This window comes from Methylobacterium carpenticola, from assembly GCF_042748905.1.
GTDB classification, from domain to species: Bacteria; Pseudomonadota; Alphaproteobacteria; order Rhizobiales; family Beijerinckiaceae; genus Methylobacterium; species Methylobacterium carpenticola.
Genome location: NZ_JBHZEO010000001.1, coordinates 6,575,187 through 6,591,031, shown reverse-complemented (window position 1 = coordinate 6,591,031; position 15,845 = coordinate 6,575,187). Strand labels below are relative to the sequence as shown.

The window sequence follows — 15,845 nt, the reverse complement described above, 5'->3', positions numbered from 1 at the left end:
CCACGCCGCGCGAGGGCCTTGGTGTGCCGGAGCGCGCTCGCGCGGGTCAAGCCGCCGGCGAGCCGTCTCGATCACGTGCTCGCAGGCGATCGTCCGTCGCAGGCACGGCGCTTCCAGTGCGACGCGCGGCAGTGGCTGATCGCCGTCCGGCCCGCAGACGGGTTCCTCGTCTGCGGCTCCAAGCCAACGCTCCAAGCCGACACAGCGGCATCGTTGCGATCCGCTCGACCGATGCGGCGGCCCCGGCGTCCCAATCCAGCGCGAGATCGCGTTGTCCGGAGGCGATCTCGGCAGGCAATTCGCCGTTGCGCGATCCGGCTCTCAATCCTGGCTTTCGGGTGCGCACGGGCGAATCGGCCGAGCACCCGCGGTAGCACCGCCTCGCCGAAATCCTCCTGGAGACGAAGCCGGACCCAGCCTTCCGGTTCGACACCTTGGGATGAGACCGCTTCCGCGGAACCACGCCACCTCGTCGCTCAGGGTTTCCTTCACCGGGCGGAAATGCAGGCCGAGTTCCCGTTCGCTCTTGGCCGGATCGTAGCGTGACCGCTCATTCTCGGTCGCGACGGTGCGCGCCATCGCCCAGCTCAGCAGGACCGGGCGTCCGCTCAGCCGGGCATAGATCTCGTAGCCGGCGGCGAGTGCATGCATCAGCCACAGCGGAATCCGGCGGCTGGGCGCCGGGACGCCCGTTGCCTCGGCGATCAGCGGCAGGAGATCGGCCATCGTCATGTGCCGACCGGCCGCCAGATAGCGCTCACCGCGCCGTCCTCTCTCGTCGGCGAGGATCATCGCCCGCGCGACATCGCGGGCATCGACCACCGAGAAGGAACCCGGCGGCACCCCGGGCAGCCGCCGAAGCGCCACGTCGATGACCGTCTGCCCCGCCGAGGTCGGCCCGATATCCCCCGGTCCATGCATCCAGCCGGGCAGCACCATGACGGCCCGGAAATCCGGATGCGCATCGAGAAAGGCAAGCACGACACGATCCGACAGGATCTTGCTGCGGTAATAGTCATCCGCGTCGCGCTCGTCGCGCAGCATCGTCTCGTCGATGACCGCTCCCCGCGCACCATGCAGCACGGCGATCGAACTCGTATGAACGAAGCGCCTTATCCCTGCGCGATAGGCGTGGTCGAGCAGATGGCGGGTCCCTTCGACATTGGCGGCATAGAGCGCATCCCAATGCCTGCCGCCTTTGTAGGAATCGCGGAAATAGGCAGCGGTGTGGAACACCGTGCTGACCTCGGCGAGCGAGGCGGCAAAGCCGGGCACATCCAGCATGTCGCCGCGCACGATCTCCACGTCGAGCCCTCCGAACTGTTGCCGCGCCTTGTCGGGCGAGCGCACCAGCGCCCGTACCCGCCATCCGGCCGCGCTCAGTTCGCGCACGAGATTGTTGCCGAGCAGACCTGTTGCCCCCGTCACGAAGGCGAGGGGAACGCCTTCTGCCTTGTCCGCACCGTCCGTCACGATTCAGCTCCACAATCGAAGGAGCCCGTTCGATAAGGCTGGAGCATGGTCCATGGTCAACGGTGATTTCGATGTTGATCGGAGAGTTTGCCAAACGCGCCGGCCTCAGCCAGGACACGGTTCGCTTCTATGTCCGCAAAGGTCTTCTGGCGCCGGAAACAGGCGTCCGGGGAGGTCGCAACCCCTATCAGGTTTTCACGGAGCGGGATGTTTCCACCGCGCTGATGATCCGGTTCGCGCAATCCCTCGGCATGCCGCTCAGGGAGATCGCGGAGATCGCGCGCGAACTTCTCAGCGACGGATTATCGGCAGAGCGCGAGATGGCGATCATCGACGCGCAGGTCGCCAAGCTTGAACAGAAGGCGGCGGACTTGGCCAAGCTGCTCGATTATCTGCGCGCCAAGCGCGGCTGGATGGCGCGCGGCAAGCCCGGCGACGAACCCCGCTTTTCAGGGAAGGCGTTGTGCCTCACGGAGATTGCGACGCGGAATTCATAGGAGGGTCAAAGCTGATCGCGACGCTCGACCACGATGAACGCGACGAGATCATCATAGTTCTTTGATGTAACAAGAAGTTTTTCGCCGCGCGCGGCTTCGGCGAGGTTCGGTGGCGATCGCATAAGTATTGGCAGCCGGATCAGCGCATAGCCTCGCGCCTTACCGCCTTCTGATCGCTCATATCGAAGAAGATGGCGCGCCCGAAAGGATTCGAACCTCTGACCCCCAGATTCGTAGTCTGGTGCTCTATCCAGCTGAGCTACGGGCGCCTGACCGGGCGGCAATTGCCGTCGCCGGTGAGCGGTGGTCTAGAGGGTTCGCGCCGGCTTGGCAACATGCGCCCGACGATTTTGCGGAGGTCGGCCGTTGATGAGCTTGCACGGGCGCCGACCGTGGCGCGGGGCCGGCCGGTTTTGACTGAAGATTGTCGAGAATCTCTCCTTGCGGCAGCTCGAGAGCCATCTCGGCTTCTCAAGATCATTCTTCGCGAGGATTGGGAATGGCGCGCCCGAAAGGATTCGAACCTCTGACCCCCAGATTCGTAGTCTGGTGCTCTATCCAGCTGAGCTACGGGCGCCTGACCGGGAGGCAATTGCCGTCGCCGGTGAGCGGTGATCTAGAGGGTTCGCGCCGGCTTGGCAACCCAGAAAATCCGGCAACCCAGAAAATCGCCCGGGCGCCGTGACAGCGGCCGGCGCCCGGGAGGCGCCGGCCGAAGGAGGCCGTCAGAAGGCGGCCTGGGTGACGAAGCGGGTGTTGAGGTAGCCCTCGATCGCCTCGGAGCCGCCCTCGCTGCCGTAGCCGGAATCCTTCACGCCGCCGAAGGGCGTCTCGGGCAGGGCGATGCCGTGATGGTTGATCGACAGCATGCCGCTCTCGATGCGCGTGGCGAGCCTGGTCGCCGTCTCGGAGGAGCGCGTATAGGCGTAGGCGGCCAGCCCGAAGGGGAGGCGGTTCGCCTCCGTGAAGGCCTCCTCGTCGTCCGAGAAGCGCTGGATCGCCGCGATCGGCCCGAAGGGCTCCTCGTTCATGATCCGGGCGTCGAGGGGCACGTCGGTGAACACCGTCGGCTCGAAGAAATTGCCGCGGTTGCCGATGCGCTTGCCGCCGGTGCGCAGGGTGGCGCCCTTGTCCTGCGCGTCGGCCACGAAGGATTCCATCGCCTCGATGCGCCGGCCATGGGCGAGCGGGCCCATGGTCACGCCCGCCTCCAGGCCGTCGCCGACCTTCAGGTTCCGGGCGAGTTCCACGAAGTCGCCGACGAAGCGGTCGAACACCGAATCGTGCACGAGGAAGCGGGTGGGCGCCACGCAGACCTGGCCGGCGTTGCGGAACTTGTTGGCGCCCAGCACCTGCACCGCCTTCGTCACGTCCGCGTCGCGGAAGACGATCGCCGGGGCGTGGCCGCCGAGTTCCATCGTCGCCCGCTTCATGTGCCGGCCGGCGAGCGCCGCCAGTTCCTTGCCCACCGCGGTCGAGCCCGTGAAGGACATCTTCCGGATCACCGGATGCGCGATGAGGTAGGAGGAGATCGTCGCCGGATCGCCGTAGACGAGGCCGACCACGTCGCCCGGCACGCCCGCGTCGAGGAGCGCCTGGATCAGCGCCGCGCAGCTCGCGGGCGTGTCCTCGGGGCCCTTCAGGATCACCGAGCAGCCGGTGCAGAGCGAGGCCGCGACCTTGCGCACCGCCTGGTTGATCGGGAAGTTCCAGGGCGTGAAGGCCGCCACCGGGCCGACCGGCTCGCGCAGCACGATCTGCATCACGCCCTCGGCGCGCGGCGGGATCACGCGGCCATAGGCCCGCCGGCCCTCCTCGGCGAACCAGTCCATGGTGTCGCCGGCCGCCATCACCTCGACGCGGGCCTCGGCGAGGGGCTTGCCCTGCTCCAGGGTCATGATGCGGGCGATCTCGTCGGCCCGGGCGCGCAGGAGGTCGGCGGCCTTGCGCAGCACCTTGCTGCGCTCGAAGGCCGAGACCTTGCGCCACGCGGCAAAGCCCCGCTCGGCGGCGGCGAGCGCCGCGTCGAGGTCGTCACGGGTCGCCACGGCCAGCTGGCTCAGGGTCTCACCCGTCGCCGGGTTCAGGATCGGAAGGGTCTGGCCGTCGGCGCCACGGCGCCACTCTCCGGCGATGTGCAGATGGACATCGGGAAACATCGTGCGGCATATCCTCATCACGCGGGGGGCGATCTGCCGCGTCTAGCGCATCCGGATGGGGAGCGCATGGGGGTTTGCCGGATACCGGCCCTGCATCCAGGGACCTCAACGGAGAGATCGGCTGTGATCCGTCCTGCGTGCTCGACCTTGCGCGGCGCCGGCTGCGCGCTCCTGCTGGCCGTCTCGGCGGCCGGGGCCCAGCCCGCCGCGCCGCCCTCGCCCGTCCCGCCGCCCGCCTCGGAATTCCCCGAGATCGCCGCGACGCCGTACAATCGCGTGGTGCCGATGAACGAGGCCCGGACCATCGGATTCTTCACGGCCCTGTTCCCGGATTGCTCGACGCAGGAGCCGGTGGTGGCCCGCCTCGTCTCGAAGCCGGAGCACGGCACCGTGACGCTGACGCCGGGCCAGTCCTTCCCGCGCTATGCCGCCGCCTCGCCGCTCGCCGCCTGCAACGTCCGCAAGGTCGACGGCCTGAAGATGGTCTTCGAGGCGGCCGAGGGCTACGAGGGCCTCGACCGCTTCCGCGTCCTCGTCATCTATCCGGACGGGACCGCCAGCAACCTCGACGTCAGGATCTCCATCCGCTGAGCGGCCGGGGGGCGGCGCCCCCGCGCCGCAGTTCCAGCGTCGCCCAGCCCTCGATCAGCCGGCGGCGGCGCAGGGCGAAGCCCTGGGCCGCGTAGGCCGCGAGCACGCCGGGCACGTCCCGGGCGATCAGCCCCGACAGGACGAGCGTGCCGCCCGGGGCCACCACCCGGGTGAGCGAGGGCGCGAGGCGCGTCAGCGGCCGGGCCAGGATGTTGGCGAAGACGAGGTCGAAGCGCCGCGTCCGGTCGGCGAGGGCGTGGCGCACGCCCGGCGCCTCGTAGAAGGTCAGGTAGGGGCGCAGCCCATTCAGCGCCGCGTTGCTGCGGGCGGTGGCGACCGCCTCCGGATCGAGATCGCCCGCGATCACCCGGATGTGGAGCAGGCGCGCCGCCGCGAGGCCGAGGATGCCGGTGCCGGTGCCGACGTCGAGCACCCGGCGCAGGCGGCGGTGCTTCAGCGCGTCGACGAGGGCGAGGAGGCAGCCGAGGGTGGTGCCGTGATGGCCGGTGCCGAAGGCCAGCGCCGCCTCGATCTCGATCGGGCGGTCGTTGGCGCGCACGTGCTCGCGATCGTGTGAGCCGTGGACCAGAACCCGGCCCGCCCGCACGGGCTTCAGTCCCTCGAGGGAGGCGCGCACCCAGTCCTGCTGGTCGATGGCCGTGAAGACCGCCGCATCGGCGGCCTCGCCGACGATCGGGCGGATCAGGTCGCGCACCGCGTCCTCGTCCGGCTCCTCGGAGAAATAGGCTTCGAGGCGCCACGTCACGCCGTCCTCGGCCTCGAAGGCGGCGACCGCCGTCTCGGTCGGGTCGAAGACCTCGCCGAGGAGGTCGGTCATGGCGCGGGCGGCGCGCTCGCTCGTGTCGAGGCGCAGCACGTGGGTCGGGCGATGGGGCGGGAGGCCTTCGAGCATGGGCGGAATCTTACAGCCGATTGCGGACGGGTGCCCCTGGTTCTGCGGCGAAAACCGGCGACACGGGCAGGGTGCTCAGCGGATGCGCGGAGGGCCCGGCCGAGGCGCGCCTGCTTACCACCCTCGCGGAGGCGCCGCCACCGGTCCGCCGGGGGCCCCGGCGGCGCGGTCGCCCATCGTCACCGCCCCGTCATGGCCCCTCATCAGAATCGGCGGGAACCGGGGGTGAGTCGCCGCGTTCATTGCCGCGCCGGCCGCAGAAGCCGGCCCCAGAAGGACTTCGCGATGCGTGTTCGAGTTCGTGAGCCCCTTCGGCCCACAGAGGATCCCGTGACCCCAACCTCCCCCCTGGCCCGCCGCGTGCCCCAACCGATCCGGGTGAACCCGATCAGCACCGACGAGACCGCCCTGCCGGGCCACCTGCTGGTGCTCCTGAGCCGCCTGCACCGGGCCGAGATCGCCGCCACGGAACCGGCCGAGCCGGCTGGCCAGCCGAAGGCCTGACGCCCGCCGGCCCTCCGCCACCTCAGCCCGCGGAGGGCGGCGTCCCCTGCGCCTTCCGGTAGGCGCGGCCGTAGCCGGCATATTGCTGCACGATGCGGCGCATCATCTCCCGCTTGTCCGCGTCGAGGGGGGCGAGGGGCCGGGCGGGGCGCCCGCCCCAGAGCCAGCCCGAGTCCAGCACCTGGCCGGGCTCCGTCCGGGCGCCCGCGGCCACCAGAACATCCTCGCCGACCACGGTGCCGGGCGCCAGCACGGCGCCGATGCCGATGAGGCTGCGCGCGCCGATATGCCCGTCCGCGACGCGGACGTTGTGCCCGAGCGTGGTGTCCCGCTCGATCACCAGCCCGTCCGCGGTGGTGCGGATGACGCTGTTGTCCTGCACGTTGACGTTCGGCCCGAGCACGATGGGGCCGCCCTCCGCGGCGAGGTCGCAGGCGAAGAGCACGCTCGCGCCCGGGGCGAGATCGACGGGCCCGCGCAGGCGCGCGGTGCGGGCGACGAAGACCGTGGCGTCGCGCGCCTCCGGGGCCGGCGAGGCCGGGGCCGGCGCGGGCGAGGCCGGATCCCCGCTGCCGCGCAGGCGGGCGGCGCGCTCCGCGAGTTCGCCCGGAGCGAGCGGGCGGACCGGCGCGGCGGGCGCACCCGCATAGGCGAAGCCGCCGGCGAGGGTCGAGCGCGGATAGACCACGCTGCCGGCCTCGATCAGCACCCCGTCCTCGATCACCGAGCCGTCGAGGATCACGCAATCCGCCTCGATCACGCAATCGTCGCCGACCGTGCAGGCATGCACCACGGCATTGACCCCCACCGTGACGTGGTCGCCGAGGATGCAGGGATACTTGTCCTGGGCGATGTGGAGCGTGGCCCGGGGGCCGAGCCAGAGCCGGTCGCCCGCGATGATGTCGTGGCCGTCGCCGCGGCTGACCGCGTCGGCGCCGATCCACGCCCCGGCCCCGAGGGTCGTGCGGCCGATCACCGTGCTGCCGCGCCCGCAATGGAGCGGGGGCGTGGCGAAGACCGGCGCGATGCCGTCGTAGGGAAGCAGCAGGTCGGGGCTCACGGGACACTCTCTCGGACAAGGCGGGCTCGAGCAAGGCTGGCTCGGGCAAGGCCGGCCGCTTCTCGCACCGGAGGCATCGGCCAGCCAGCCCGGATCGCACCCCCGCGCCGCCTGTGGTAGGCAGCCCCCATGACGCCGCACCTCAGCATCCAGTCCGAGCCCTTCGACGTCGCGGCCGAGATCGCGGCCCTGTCCGCGGCCGCGCGCGGGCGGGCGGGGGCGGTCGTGACCTTCACGGGCCTGTGCCGCGACGAGGGCGGACGCCTCGCCGCCCTCGAACTGGAACATTACCCCGGCATGGCCGAGGCGGAAGTGGCACGGGTGATGGAGGAGGCGGCCGGGCGCTGGCCCCTCGACGCCGCGACGGTGATCCACCGGCACGGGCTGATCCGGCCCGGCGAGGGCATCGTCCTGGTCCTCACCGCCTCCGCCCACCGGACCGCGGCCTTCGAGGCGGCGAGCTTCCTGATGGATTACCTCAAGACCCGCGCGCCGTTCTGGAAGCGCGAGCATCTCGCGGACGGGACGGTGGGCGGCTGGGTCGAGGCGACGGCGCAGGACGAGGCGGCCGCCGGCCGCTGGTGACCACGCGCGGGTGAACCTTGGCCGGCGGCGGGACTTATCCCCTTGCCGCTGGGTGAGAGGGCGCGGGCGCCCCGTGTCGCGCGGCCGAGGGGATTGTCGGGGGGTCCGCGATGATGGATTCGGGCGTGCGGCCGCGGCTTCTCGCGGGGATCGGGGTCGTGCTCTTCGCCGCGGGGCTCGGCCTCGCCTGGCAGGCGGCCGACACCTTGCTCCTGATCTTCGCCGGCATCCTGTTCGGCGTCTTCCTCGACGGGCTGGCGCGCGTTCTTGGCCGCTTCCTGCCCCTCGGCCACGGCGTCCGGCTCGCCATGGTGAGCGTGGTGCTCACCGGCCTCGTGCTCGGCCTCGTGGGGTTCGGCGGAGCGACCCTTGCCGGACAGGCCGACACCCTCGGCCGGACGCTGAAGCAGCAGAGCCAGACCGTGCGCGACTGGCTGAGGGAGCGCGGCGTCGACACGAGCGCGCTCGATCTCGCGCAGCCGCAGGAGGGCGACCGGAGGGGGGAGGGGGGCGAGGCCCGCGGCTTGCCGAACCCGAGCGCGCTCCTGTCCAGCGCCGGGCGCATGCTCGGTCAGGCCTCGTCGATCGCCGTGCGGGTGTTCGGGGCGATCGGCAACATCTTCGTGGTGATCGCGCTCGGGCTCTTCCTGGCCGCCCAGCCGCAGGCCTACCGGGACGGCCTGCTGCACTTCGTGCCCCGCCGCCACCGGCCCCGGGCCGCCGAGGTCGCGGACGCGCTCGGGGAGACGCTGCGGCACTGGCTGTTCGGCCAGATCGTCGTCATGGCGGCGATCTTCGTCTGCGTCTGGCTCGGCCTGTCCCTGCTCGGGCTCGACGGGGCGCTGATCCTCGGCCTGCAGGCGGGCCTGCTCTGCTTCATCCCCACCATCGGCGCGCTGATCGCCGGCCTCATCATCGTGCTCGCCGGCTTGGCGCAGGGCCTCAAGGGCGCGCTCGGCGCCCTGGGAATCTACCTCGTGGTCCAGATGTTGGAGAGCTACGTGCTCACGCCCTTCGTCCAGAAGCGCGCCATCGACATCCCGCCGGCCACGATCTTCGCGGGCCAGATCCTGCTCGGCGTGCTGTTCGGCCTCTGGGGCATCGCCCTGGCGCTGCCGCTGATGGCGGTCGCCAAGGTGCTGCTCGACAAGCTCTACGTGGACGAGATGGAGGGGTGAGGGCCGGATCCGCTCAGCGCGCGTCGCCGACGAGCCGCAGCGCCGGCCGCGCCGGTGGGCGGGCGAAGGCGACCTCGCAGCCCTCGGCCGTTTCCGCCACGACCCGCGCCCGGTAGCCGAACCGTTCCGCCACGTCGCGCACCTGCACCAGCGTCTCGGGGGCGATCAGCCGGGTGAAGTGCGGCGCGCCCGAGGCGAGCCGCGCCACGAGGTAGCCGATGGCGACGCCCTCGCCGAATTCGGCGCACCGTCCGGGAAAGCACAGATGCAGTCCGTCCTCGACCTCGATCCGGCTCATCCCACGCGCACTCCAACTCCGCCGCCTTTCTGCCGGAAAGGCACTAAAGAGTCGCTGACGCGCGACCGGTCGGGGCGGTTCAGTCCAGGACGGGTCACGAATGTCCCGGCTGCGACTGTCATCGTCGATCGGCCCACTCTCCGGGCGTATCGTGCCGCGAAGGGCCGCGCTGAACCCGGCGGGCGGATCCTGCATCAGCCCTCGACGCAGAGGGTCCGCTTCAGCATCTCGAGATGCGCCGCCGCATAGCCGTCGAGGTCGAGCGGCTGCGTCTCCCCGAACAGGCTCAGCCAGGTCGAGGCGGTGAGGACGGGGGAGAACAGCAGGTGGGGGAAGGCCTCCGCCGCGCTGCACCGGAACTCGCCGCGGGCAATGCCGTAGGCCATCACCGTCCGCATCGCCGCGATCGAAGGGCCGATCACCTCGTCGTGCCAGCGCTCGGCGAGGCCGGGGAAGCGCCCGGCCTCCGCCATCAGCATGCGCAGCATTTCGCGCCCCCGCCGGTCCGCCACCATGCGCGCGTAGACGAAGCGGAAATGCGCGCGGAGGATCTCCAGGGCCGGCCCCTCCGGCGAGGCGGTCAGCGCCTGGATGTGCTCGATCATCGGCCGCACCATCTCGCGGAAGGTCGCGAGGAACAGCTCCTCCTTGTTCGGGAAGTAGACGTAGATCGTGCCCTTGGTGATGCCGGCCCGCGCCGCCACGTCGTCGAGGCGCGTCGCCGAAAAGCCTTTCAGGGCGAATTCCTCGAAGGCCGCCTCCAGGATCTCCCCCGGCCGCTCCTCCTTGCGCCGCTGGCGCCGCACGCTCCGCTCCGCACCCATCGCATCCCTTATTGACTATCCGGTCAGTAAATAGTACGTCGGCCCATGTCGGAGCAAGTCTCCCGCCCGCACTCTCACAACGCGGCGGGGCGGCCGGAAGGGCCTGCCGACATGAATTCGCGCCTTGCCCCGCCCGGGGCGGTGCTACAGGTCTGCCGTTGACCCAGCGTCGGCGGGAGGCCTGGAAGGAGCGGCCGCTCCGCCCCCTCGCGGCCGCTCCTTCACCTCCGCTCCGCGCCGGAGCCCACTGGAGTCGAGATCCGACGATGCCACTCCGCCCGATCCCGCTCGCCGCGCCTTTGGCGGCGGCGCTCCTGGCGGCCCTGGCCGGGCCGGCCGCGGCCGGCGACGCGCCGCAGCCCGCCTCGCTCGCCGAGGTGAAGACCGTCACGGCGGCGCGCAACGCCGTCGCCGGCGAGGTCGTACTCACCGGCGACGTCCAGGCGAAGTTCCTGAGCAACGTGGCGTTCCGCGTCACCGGCAAGATCGCGGAGCGCCTCGCCGAGGTGGGGGATCACGTCGGCGCCGATCAGGTGTTGGCCCGGTTGGAGCCGCAGGAGCAGCGGGTCAACGTCGAGACCGCCGAGGCGGCCCTGACCTCGGCCGAGGCGCTCCTCACCCAGGCCAAGGTGAATTTCGAGCGCCAGCAGGCGCTCATGCGCAGCGGCTACACGACCCGCAGCTCCTACGACCAGGCCGAGCAGAACCTGCGCACCACGCAGGCCTCCGTCGATTCGGCCCGCGCGGCCCTCGGCTCGGCCAAGGAGCAGTTCACCTATACGGAGCTGAAGCCGGGCGTCGCCGGCATCATCACGGCCCGCAACGCGGAGGCCGGGCAGGTGGTCTCCTCGGGCCAGACCGTGTTCACGCTGGCGCATGACGGCCCGCGGGACGCGGTCTTCATCGTGCCCGAGACCCTGCTGACGACGCGCCCGGCGGAGGGCCGGATCGACATCATCCTGCAATCGGATCCGCGCATCCGCACCACCGGTGCCGTGCGGGAGATCTCGCCCACCATCGATCCCGGCACGGGCGGCGTGCGGGTGAAGATCGCCCTCGATTCGGTGCCCCCCGCGATGACGCTCGGCGCGGTGGTGCTGGGGCGCGGGCGCTTCCGGCCGCAGGAGGCCGTCACCCTGCCCTGGAGCGCGCTGTTCCGCTGGAACGACGCGCCGGCCGTCTGGGTGCTCGATCCGAAGACCCGGACCGTGGCGCCCAAGCCCGTCGGCATCGCGCGCTACGCGGGCTCGGCGATCGTGCTCTCGGGCGGCATCGAGGCAGGCGAGCAGGTGGTGACCGCGGGCATCCAGCTCCTGCGTCCCGGCCAGCAGGTCGCCGTGGTCGGTGAGGGCTCCCCGTGATGCGTCGCCTGTCCCTCGCTGCCGCGGTGCTCGCCCTCGCCGCCGCGGTGCTCGCCCTCGCCGGCTGCCAGCAGAAGGCCGCCGAGGCGCCCCCGCCGGTGCGTCCCGTCCTCACCGTCACCACCGCCCTGCACGAGACCGAGACCTTCGGTCCCTTCGCGGGCACCGTCGAGCCGCGCTACCAGACCCAGATGGGCTTCCGCATCGGCGGCCGCATCGTCGCGCGCGACGTCTACGTGGGCGACCTCGTGGGCAAGGGCACGCGGCTCGCCGCCCTCGATCCCACCGTGCAGCAATTCGCCCTGCAGCGGGCCCGCGCCGACGTCGCCGACGCGCAGGCGCAGGTGACCAACGCCACCGCCGCCGAGGCCCGCCAGCGCACCCTGTTCGAGAGCGGCAGCGCGGTGACGCAGGCCCAGCTCGACGCGGCGGTGGCCAACCGCGACACCGCCAATGCCCGCCTCGCGCAGGCCCGGGCGGCCCTCCAGAAGGCCGAGGACGAACTCGGCTACGCGACCCTCACCGCCGATTTCGACGGCGTCGTCACCGCCTGGAGCGCCGAGGTCGGGCAGGTGGTCCCCGCCGGGCAGGCCGTGGTGACGGTGGCCCGCCCCGACATCCGCGAGGCGGTGGTCGACATCCCGGACGCCCTGATGGGCGAGGTGAAGCGGGATGCCGAATTCACCGTGACGCTGCTGGCCGTGCCCGCGATCACCGTGCGCGGCCGGGTGCGCGAGATCGGGCCGCTCGCCGAATCCTCGACCCGCACCCGGCGGGTGCGCATGACGCTGATCGACCCGCCCGACGCCTTCCGCCTCGGCACCACGGTCGCGGTGGCGCTGGAGCGGCGGATCGCCCCGCGCATCCCGCTGCCCGCCACCGCCCTCCTCGACGAGGGCGGGACCCAGATGGTCTGGATCGTGACGCCCGATGGCAGGGCGGTGAAACGGCGCGCGGTCACGCTCGTCGGCCGCAGCGAGGAGCGGGTGCTCGTCGGGGACGGGCTCCAGGCCGGCGAGCGGGTCGTGGTGGCGGGCGTGCACAGTCTCTCGGACGGGCAGGCCGTGCGCCTGCCGGAGACCGGATTGTGATCCGTCCCGACCCGGGCCCGCACGCGCCCGCCGCCGAACCGCCTCGGCAGAACGGCTTCGTCCGATCCTGCTGAGCCTCTTCTTCCCGCATCATCGTCGCCGCCGACCCGGCGACCGCTTCGGCGAATGATGCCTAGCCGGACCGGCCCATGAAATCCTTCAACCTCTCCGAATGGGCGCTCGCGCACCGCTCCTTCGTCTGGTTCCTGATGGCGATCTCCATCGTCGCGGGCGCGCTCGCCTACGAGCGGCTCGGCCGCGAGGAGGATCCCGCCTTCGCGATCAAGACCATGGTGGTGCAGGCGCGCTGGCCCGGCGCCACCATCGGCGACACGCTCCAGCAGGTCACCGACCGGATCGAGAAGGAGGTCCAGCAGATCAACGCGGTGGACTACACCCGCAGCTACACGACCCCGGGCCAGGCCACGGTGTTCGTCCAGCTGCGCGAGACCACGCCGCCGAAGACCATTCCCTGGCTGTTCTATCAGGTCCGCAAGCGCATCGGCGACATCAAGACGAGCTTCCCGCAGGGCGTGCAGGGGCCGTTCTTCAACGACGAGTTCGGCGACGTCTACGGCAACGTCTACGCCTTCACGGCGGACGGGCTGTCCATGCGCCAGCTGCGGGACTACGTCGAGCGCGTCCGCACCGCCGTGCTCAAGGTCAAGAGCATCGGCAAGACCGAGATCGTCGGCGCGCAGAACGAGGTCATCTATCTCGACTTCTCGACCCGCAAGCTCGCCGCCCTCGGCATCGACATGCAGAGCGTGATCGGCACGCTCCAGGCGCAGAACGCGGTCGAGCCGTCGGGGGTGATCCAGGCGGATCCCGAGCGCGTCTCGGTGCGGGTGGGCGGCCAGTTCGCGGACGAGAGCAGCCTCCAGGCCATCAACCTGCGCCTCAACGACCGCTTCTTCCGCCTCTCGGACGTGGCGGAGATCCACCGGGGCTACACCGATCCGCCCGAGATGCTGTTCCGCTACAACGGGCAGCCGGCGATCGCGCTCGCCATCGCGATGCAGGCGAGCGGCAACATCCTCGAATTCGGCGAGGCCCTGAAGGCGCGCATGCGCCAGGTCGAGGGCGAGCTGCCGGTCGGCGTCGGCATCCACCTCGTCTCCGATCAGCCGAAGATCGTCGAGGAGGCGGTGGGCGGCTTCACCAAGGCCCTCGTCGAGGCCGTGGTGATCGTCCTCGTGGTCTCGTTCCTGAGCCTCGGCCTCAGGGCGGGCCTCGTGGTCTCGCTCTCGATCCCCCTCGTCCTCGCGATCGTGTTCGTGATCATGGACGCGATGGGGGTGACGCTGCAGCGCATCTCGCTCGGCGCGCTCATCATCGCGCTGGGCCTCCTCGTCGACGACGCGATGATCACCGTGGAGATGATGGTGGCGCGCCTCGAAGCCGGGGACAGCCTGCACAGGGCGGCGACCTTCGCCTACACCTCCACCGCCTTCCCGATGCTCACCGGCACGCTCGTCACCGTGGCGGGCTTCCTGCCGATCGGCTTCAACGGCTCGGCGGCGGGCGAATACACCTACTCGCTGTTCGTGGTGCTGGCGGCCTCGCTCCTCGTCTCCTGGGTGGTGGCGGTGCTGTTCTCGCCGCTCATCGGCGTGAAGATCCTGCCCAAGACCATGAAGGGCCACCACGAGAAGCCGAGCCGGCTGCTCGCGATCTTCCGGGCCATGCTGCTGCCGGCCATGCGCTTCCGCTGGCTCACGGTGGCGGCGACGCTGGGGCTGCTCGCGCTCTCCTTCGTCGGCATGGCCCACGTGCAGCAGCAGTTCTTCCCCTCCTCCGACCGCACCGAGGTGCTGGTCGATCTGACCCTGCCGCAGAACGCCAGCATCGGCGAGACCAAGGCCCAGATGGACCGGTTCGAGGCCGCCCTGAAGGGCGATCCCGCCATCCGGCACTGGAGTTCCTATGTCGGCCAGGGGGCGATCCGCTTCTACCTTCCCCTCGACCAGCAGCTCGGCAACGCCTTCTTCGGGCAGATCGTGATCGAGACCACCTCGATCGAGGCGCGCGACCGCACCATCGCCCGGCTGAACGACCTCGCCCGCCGCGACTTCGTCGGCACCGACGTGTTCGTGCATCCCCTCGACCTCGGCCCGCCGGTGGGCCGGCCGGTGCAGTACCGCCTCGGCGGCCCGGACCTGCAGGTGGTGCGCCAGCAGGCGCTCAAGCTCGCGGGCGTGCTCGGCACCCATCCGAGCCTCGGCGTGCCGACCTTCGACTGGAACGAGCCCGGCAAGGTGCTCAAGGTCGAGATCCTGCAGGACAAGGCCCGCCAGCTCGGCGTGACCTCGAAGGACATCGCGACGATCCTCAACGGCGTCGTGGGCGGCACCACGATCACGCAGGTGCGCGACTCGATCTACCTCGTGAACGTGGTCGGCCGGGCGCTCGCCCTCGAACGCCGCTCCGTCGACACGCTGCAGAGCCTGCAGGTGCCGCTCGCCAACGGCTCCACCGTGCCGCTCCTCGCCTTCGCGAAGATCCGCTACGACCTGGAGCAGCCGATCGTCTGGCGCCGCGACCGCCAGCCTACCATCACGGTGCGGGCCGCCATCACCGACGCGACCCAGCCCGCCACCGTCGTGGCGAACCTCCAGCCCAAGATCGACCGGTTCACGGCCGAGCTGCCGGACGGCTACGACCTCGCCATCGGCGGCGCCGTCGAGGAGAGCGCCAAGGGCCAGGGCCCGATCGCCGCCGTGGTGCCGGTGATGCTCCTCGTCATGGCCTTCCTGCTGATGGTGCAGCTCCAGAGCGTCCAGAAGATGGTCCTGGTGGCGAGCGTGGCGCCCCTCGGCCTCATCGGCGTGGTGGCGGCGCTGCTGCCCTCCGGCGCGCCGCTCGGCTTCGTGGCGATCCTGGGCGTGCTGGCGCTGATCGGCATCATCATCCGCAACTCGGTGATCCTGGTGACGCAGATCGACGAGTACGAGGAGGCCGGCATGGCGCCCTGGGACGCGGTGGTGGAGGCCACCTGCCACCGCATGCGCCCGATCATGCTCACGGCGGCCGCAGCGAGCCTCGGCATGATCCCGATCGCCCGCGAGGTGTTCTGGGGGCCGATGGCCTACGCGATGATCGGCGGCATCGTGGCGGCGACCTTCCTGACCCTGTTCTTCCTCCCCGCGCTCTATGTCGGCTGGTACCGCATCAAGGCGCCGCCGCGCGGGTGGAAGAGGGCGGACGGGGGGCAGGCCGCGCTCCCCGCGCAGCCGCAGGGTTGACGGCCCGCAAGATTTTAGAATTATTCTAATACCGGCTCTTGGCTGCCGCCCCACGGCATGCCATGT

The 15,845-nt window shown here is 70.9% G+C and carries 14 protein-coding genes and 2 tRNA genes; 8 read left to right on the top strand and 8 right to left on the bottom strand.

The genetic code is table 11. From position 1 onward, the window contains the following. Positions 1-321: 321 nt before the first annotated feature. Positions 322-1,473, bottom strand: coding sequence for an SDR family oxidoreductase (locus ACE101_RS30510; RefSeq protein ID WP_379138027.1), 1,152 nt, complete (start codon positions 1,471-1,473; stop codon positions 322-324). A 71-nt stretch (positions 1,474-1,544) separates the two neighbouring features. On the opposite strand from ACE101_RS30510, the gene ACE101_RS30505 reads away from it, so the two are divergent. Continuing rightward, positions 1,545-1,970 carry a MerR family transcriptional regulator gene (locus tag ACE101_RS30505; RefSeq protein ID WP_379138024.1) on the top strand — a complete coding sequence of 142 codons (426 nt, stop codon included), beginning with the start codon at positions 1,545-1,547 and terminating at the stop codon, positions 1,968-1,970. A gap of 192 nt (positions 1,971-2,162) precedes the next feature. Here ACE101_RS30505 and ACE101_RS30500 read toward each other — a convergent pair. From ACE101_RS30500 to ACE101_RS30490, 3 genes are all read right to left on the bottom strand, one after another. Further along, positions 2,163-2,239: transfer RNA gene (locus ACE101_RS30500), tRNA-Arg, on the bottom strand. A gap of 231 nt (positions 2,240-2,470) precedes the next feature. Then, positions 2,471-2,547 (bottom strand) — tRNA-Arg (locus tag ACE101_RS30495). A 148-nt stretch (positions 2,548-2,695) separates the two neighbouring features. Further along, positions 2,696-4,129 carry an NAD-dependent succinate-semialdehyde dehydrogenase gene (locus ACE101_RS30490; RefSeq protein ID WP_379138021.1) on the bottom strand — a complete coding sequence of 478 codons (1,434 nt, stop codon included), beginning with the start codon at positions 4,127-4,129 and terminating at the stop codon, positions 2,696-2,698. Between the two features lie 123 nt (positions 4,130-4,252). Here ACE101_RS30490 and ACE101_RS30485 point away from each other — a divergent pair, with 123 nt between their 5' ends. Then, a complete protein-coding gene (locus ACE101_RS30485; RefSeq protein ID WP_379138018.1) occupies positions 4,253-4,720 on the top strand; it encodes a hypothetical protein in 468 nt (155 codons plus the stop codon). On the opposite strand, the gene ACE101_RS30480 is transcribed toward ACE101_RS30485, so the two are convergent. Continuing rightward, entirely contained in the window at positions 4,701-5,633 is a 933-nt protein-coding gene (locus ACE101_RS30480; protein ID WP_379138015.1) for a 50S ribosomal protein L11 methyltransferase, read from the bottom strand. The genes ACE101_RS30485 and ACE101_RS30480 overlap by 20 nt on opposite strands. 330 nt (positions 5,634-5,963) lie before the next feature. On the opposite strand from ACE101_RS30480, the gene ACE101_RS30475 reads away from it, so the two are divergent. Next, positions 5,964-6,137 carry a hypothetical protein gene (locus ACE101_RS30475; protein ID WP_379138012.1) on the top strand — a complete coding sequence of 58 codons (174 nt, stop codon included), beginning with the start codon at positions 5,964-5,966 and terminating at the stop codon, positions 6,135-6,137. 22 nt (positions 6,138-6,159) lie between these two features. On the opposite strand, the gene ACE101_RS30470 is transcribed toward ACE101_RS30475, so the two are convergent. Then, positions 6,160-7,197 carry a gamma carbonic anhydrase family protein gene (locus ACE101_RS30470; RefSeq protein WP_379138009.1) on the bottom strand — a complete coding sequence of 346 codons (1,038 nt, stop codon included), beginning with the start codon at positions 7,195-7,197 and terminating at the stop codon, positions 6,160-6,162. A gap of 129 nt (positions 7,198-7,326) precedes the next feature. Here ACE101_RS30470 and ACE101_RS30465 point away from each other — a divergent pair, with 129 nt between their 5' ends. Both ACE101_RS30465 and ACE101_RS30460 read left to right on the top strand, forming a co-directional pair. Further along, positions 7,327-7,782, top strand: coding sequence for a molybdenum cofactor biosynthesis protein MoaE (locus ACE101_RS30465; RefSeq protein WP_379138006.1), 456 nt, complete (start codon positions 7,327-7,329; stop codon positions 7,780-7,782). A 110-nt stretch (positions 7,783-7,892) separates the two neighbouring features. Beyond that, on the top strand, positions 7,893-8,960 hold the full coding sequence (locus ACE101_RS30460; protein WP_379138004.1) for an AI-2E family transporter: 1,068 nt from the start codon (positions 7,893-7,895) through the stop codon (positions 8,958-8,960). Between the two features lie 13 nt (positions 8,961-8,973). On the opposite strand, the gene ACE101_RS30455 is transcribed toward ACE101_RS30460, so the two are convergent. Then, entirely contained in the window at positions 8,974-9,258 is a 285-nt protein-coding gene (locus ACE101_RS30455; protein WP_379138001.1) for a hypothetical protein, read from the bottom strand. Between the two features lie 194 nt (positions 9,259-9,452). Further along, positions 9,453-10,064 (bottom strand): TetR/AcrR family transcriptional regulator, encoded by a 612-nt coding sequence (locus tag ACE101_RS30450; RefSeq protein ID WP_379137999.1) that lies wholly within the window; start codon positions 10,062-10,064, stop codon positions 9,453-9,455. 284 nt (positions 10,065-10,348) lie between these two features. Here ACE101_RS30450 and ACE101_RS30445 point away from each other — a divergent pair, with 284 nt between their 5' ends. The 3 genes from ACE101_RS30445 (at position 10,349) to ACE101_RS30435 (ending at position 15,779) form a co-directional block, all read left to right on the top strand. Then, positions 10,349-11,443 carry an efflux RND transporter periplasmic adaptor subunit gene (locus ACE101_RS30445; RefSeq protein ID WP_379137996.1) on the top strand — a complete coding sequence of 365 codons (1,095 nt, stop codon included), beginning with the start codon at positions 10,349-10,351 and terminating at the stop codon, positions 11,441-11,443. After that, positions 11,443-12,534: an efflux RND transporter periplasmic adaptor subunit gene (locus ACE101_RS30440; RefSeq protein ID WP_379137993.1), complete on the top strand. Its 1,092-nt coding sequence runs from the start codon at positions 11,443-11,445 to the stop codon at positions 12,532-12,534. The genes ACE101_RS30445 and ACE101_RS30440 overlap by 1 nt, the downstream gene beginning before the upstream one ends. Before the next feature lie 149 nt (positions 12,535-12,683). Continuing rightward, positions 12,684-15,779, top strand: a complete 3,096-nt coding sequence (locus ACE101_RS30435; RefSeq protein ID WP_379137990.1) for an efflux RND transporter permease subunit — start codon at positions 12,684-12,686, stop codon at positions 15,777-15,779. The last annotated feature ends 66 nt before the right edge of the window (positions 15,780-15,845 follow it).

Bases quoted from the DNA above. Each gene is read 5' to 3' on its own strand.
- ACE101_RS30445 (WP_379137996.1), top strand. From the start codon at position 10,349: ATGCCACTCCGCCCGATCCCGCTCGCCGCGCCTTTGGCGGCGGCGCTC.
- ACE101_RS30480 (WP_379138015.1), bottom strand. From the start codon at position 5,633: ATGCTCGAAGGCCTCCCGCCCCATCGCCCGACCCACGTGCTGCGCCTC.
- ACE101_RS30440 (WP_379137993.1), top strand. From the start codon at position 11,443: ATGCGTCGCCTGTCCCTCGCTGCCGCGGTGCTCGCCCTCGCCGCCGCG.
- ACE101_RS30460 (WP_379138004.1), top strand. From the start codon at position 7,893: ATGATGGATTCGGGCGTGCGGCCGCGGCTTCTCGCGGGGATCGGGGTC.
- ACE101_RS30455 (WP_379138001.1), bottom strand. From the start codon at position 9,258: ATGAGCCGGATCGAGGTCGAGGACGGACTGCATCTGTGCTTTCCCGGA.
- ACE101_RS30490 (WP_379138021.1), bottom strand. From the start codon at position 4,129: ATGTTTCCCGATGTCCATCTGCACATCGCCGGAGAGTGGCGCCGTGGC.
- ACE101_RS30465 (WP_379138006.1), top strand. From the start codon at position 7,327: ATGACGCCGCACCTCAGCATCCAGTCCGAGCCCTTCGACGTCGCGGCC.
- ACE101_RS30435 (WP_379137990.1), top strand. From the start codon at position 12,684: ATGAAATCCTTCAACCTCTCCGAATGGGCGCTCGCGCACCGCTCCTTC.
- ACE101_RS30505 (WP_379138024.1), top strand. From the start codon at position 1,545: ATGTTGATCGGAGAGTTTGCCAAACGCGCCGGCCTCAGCCAGGACACG.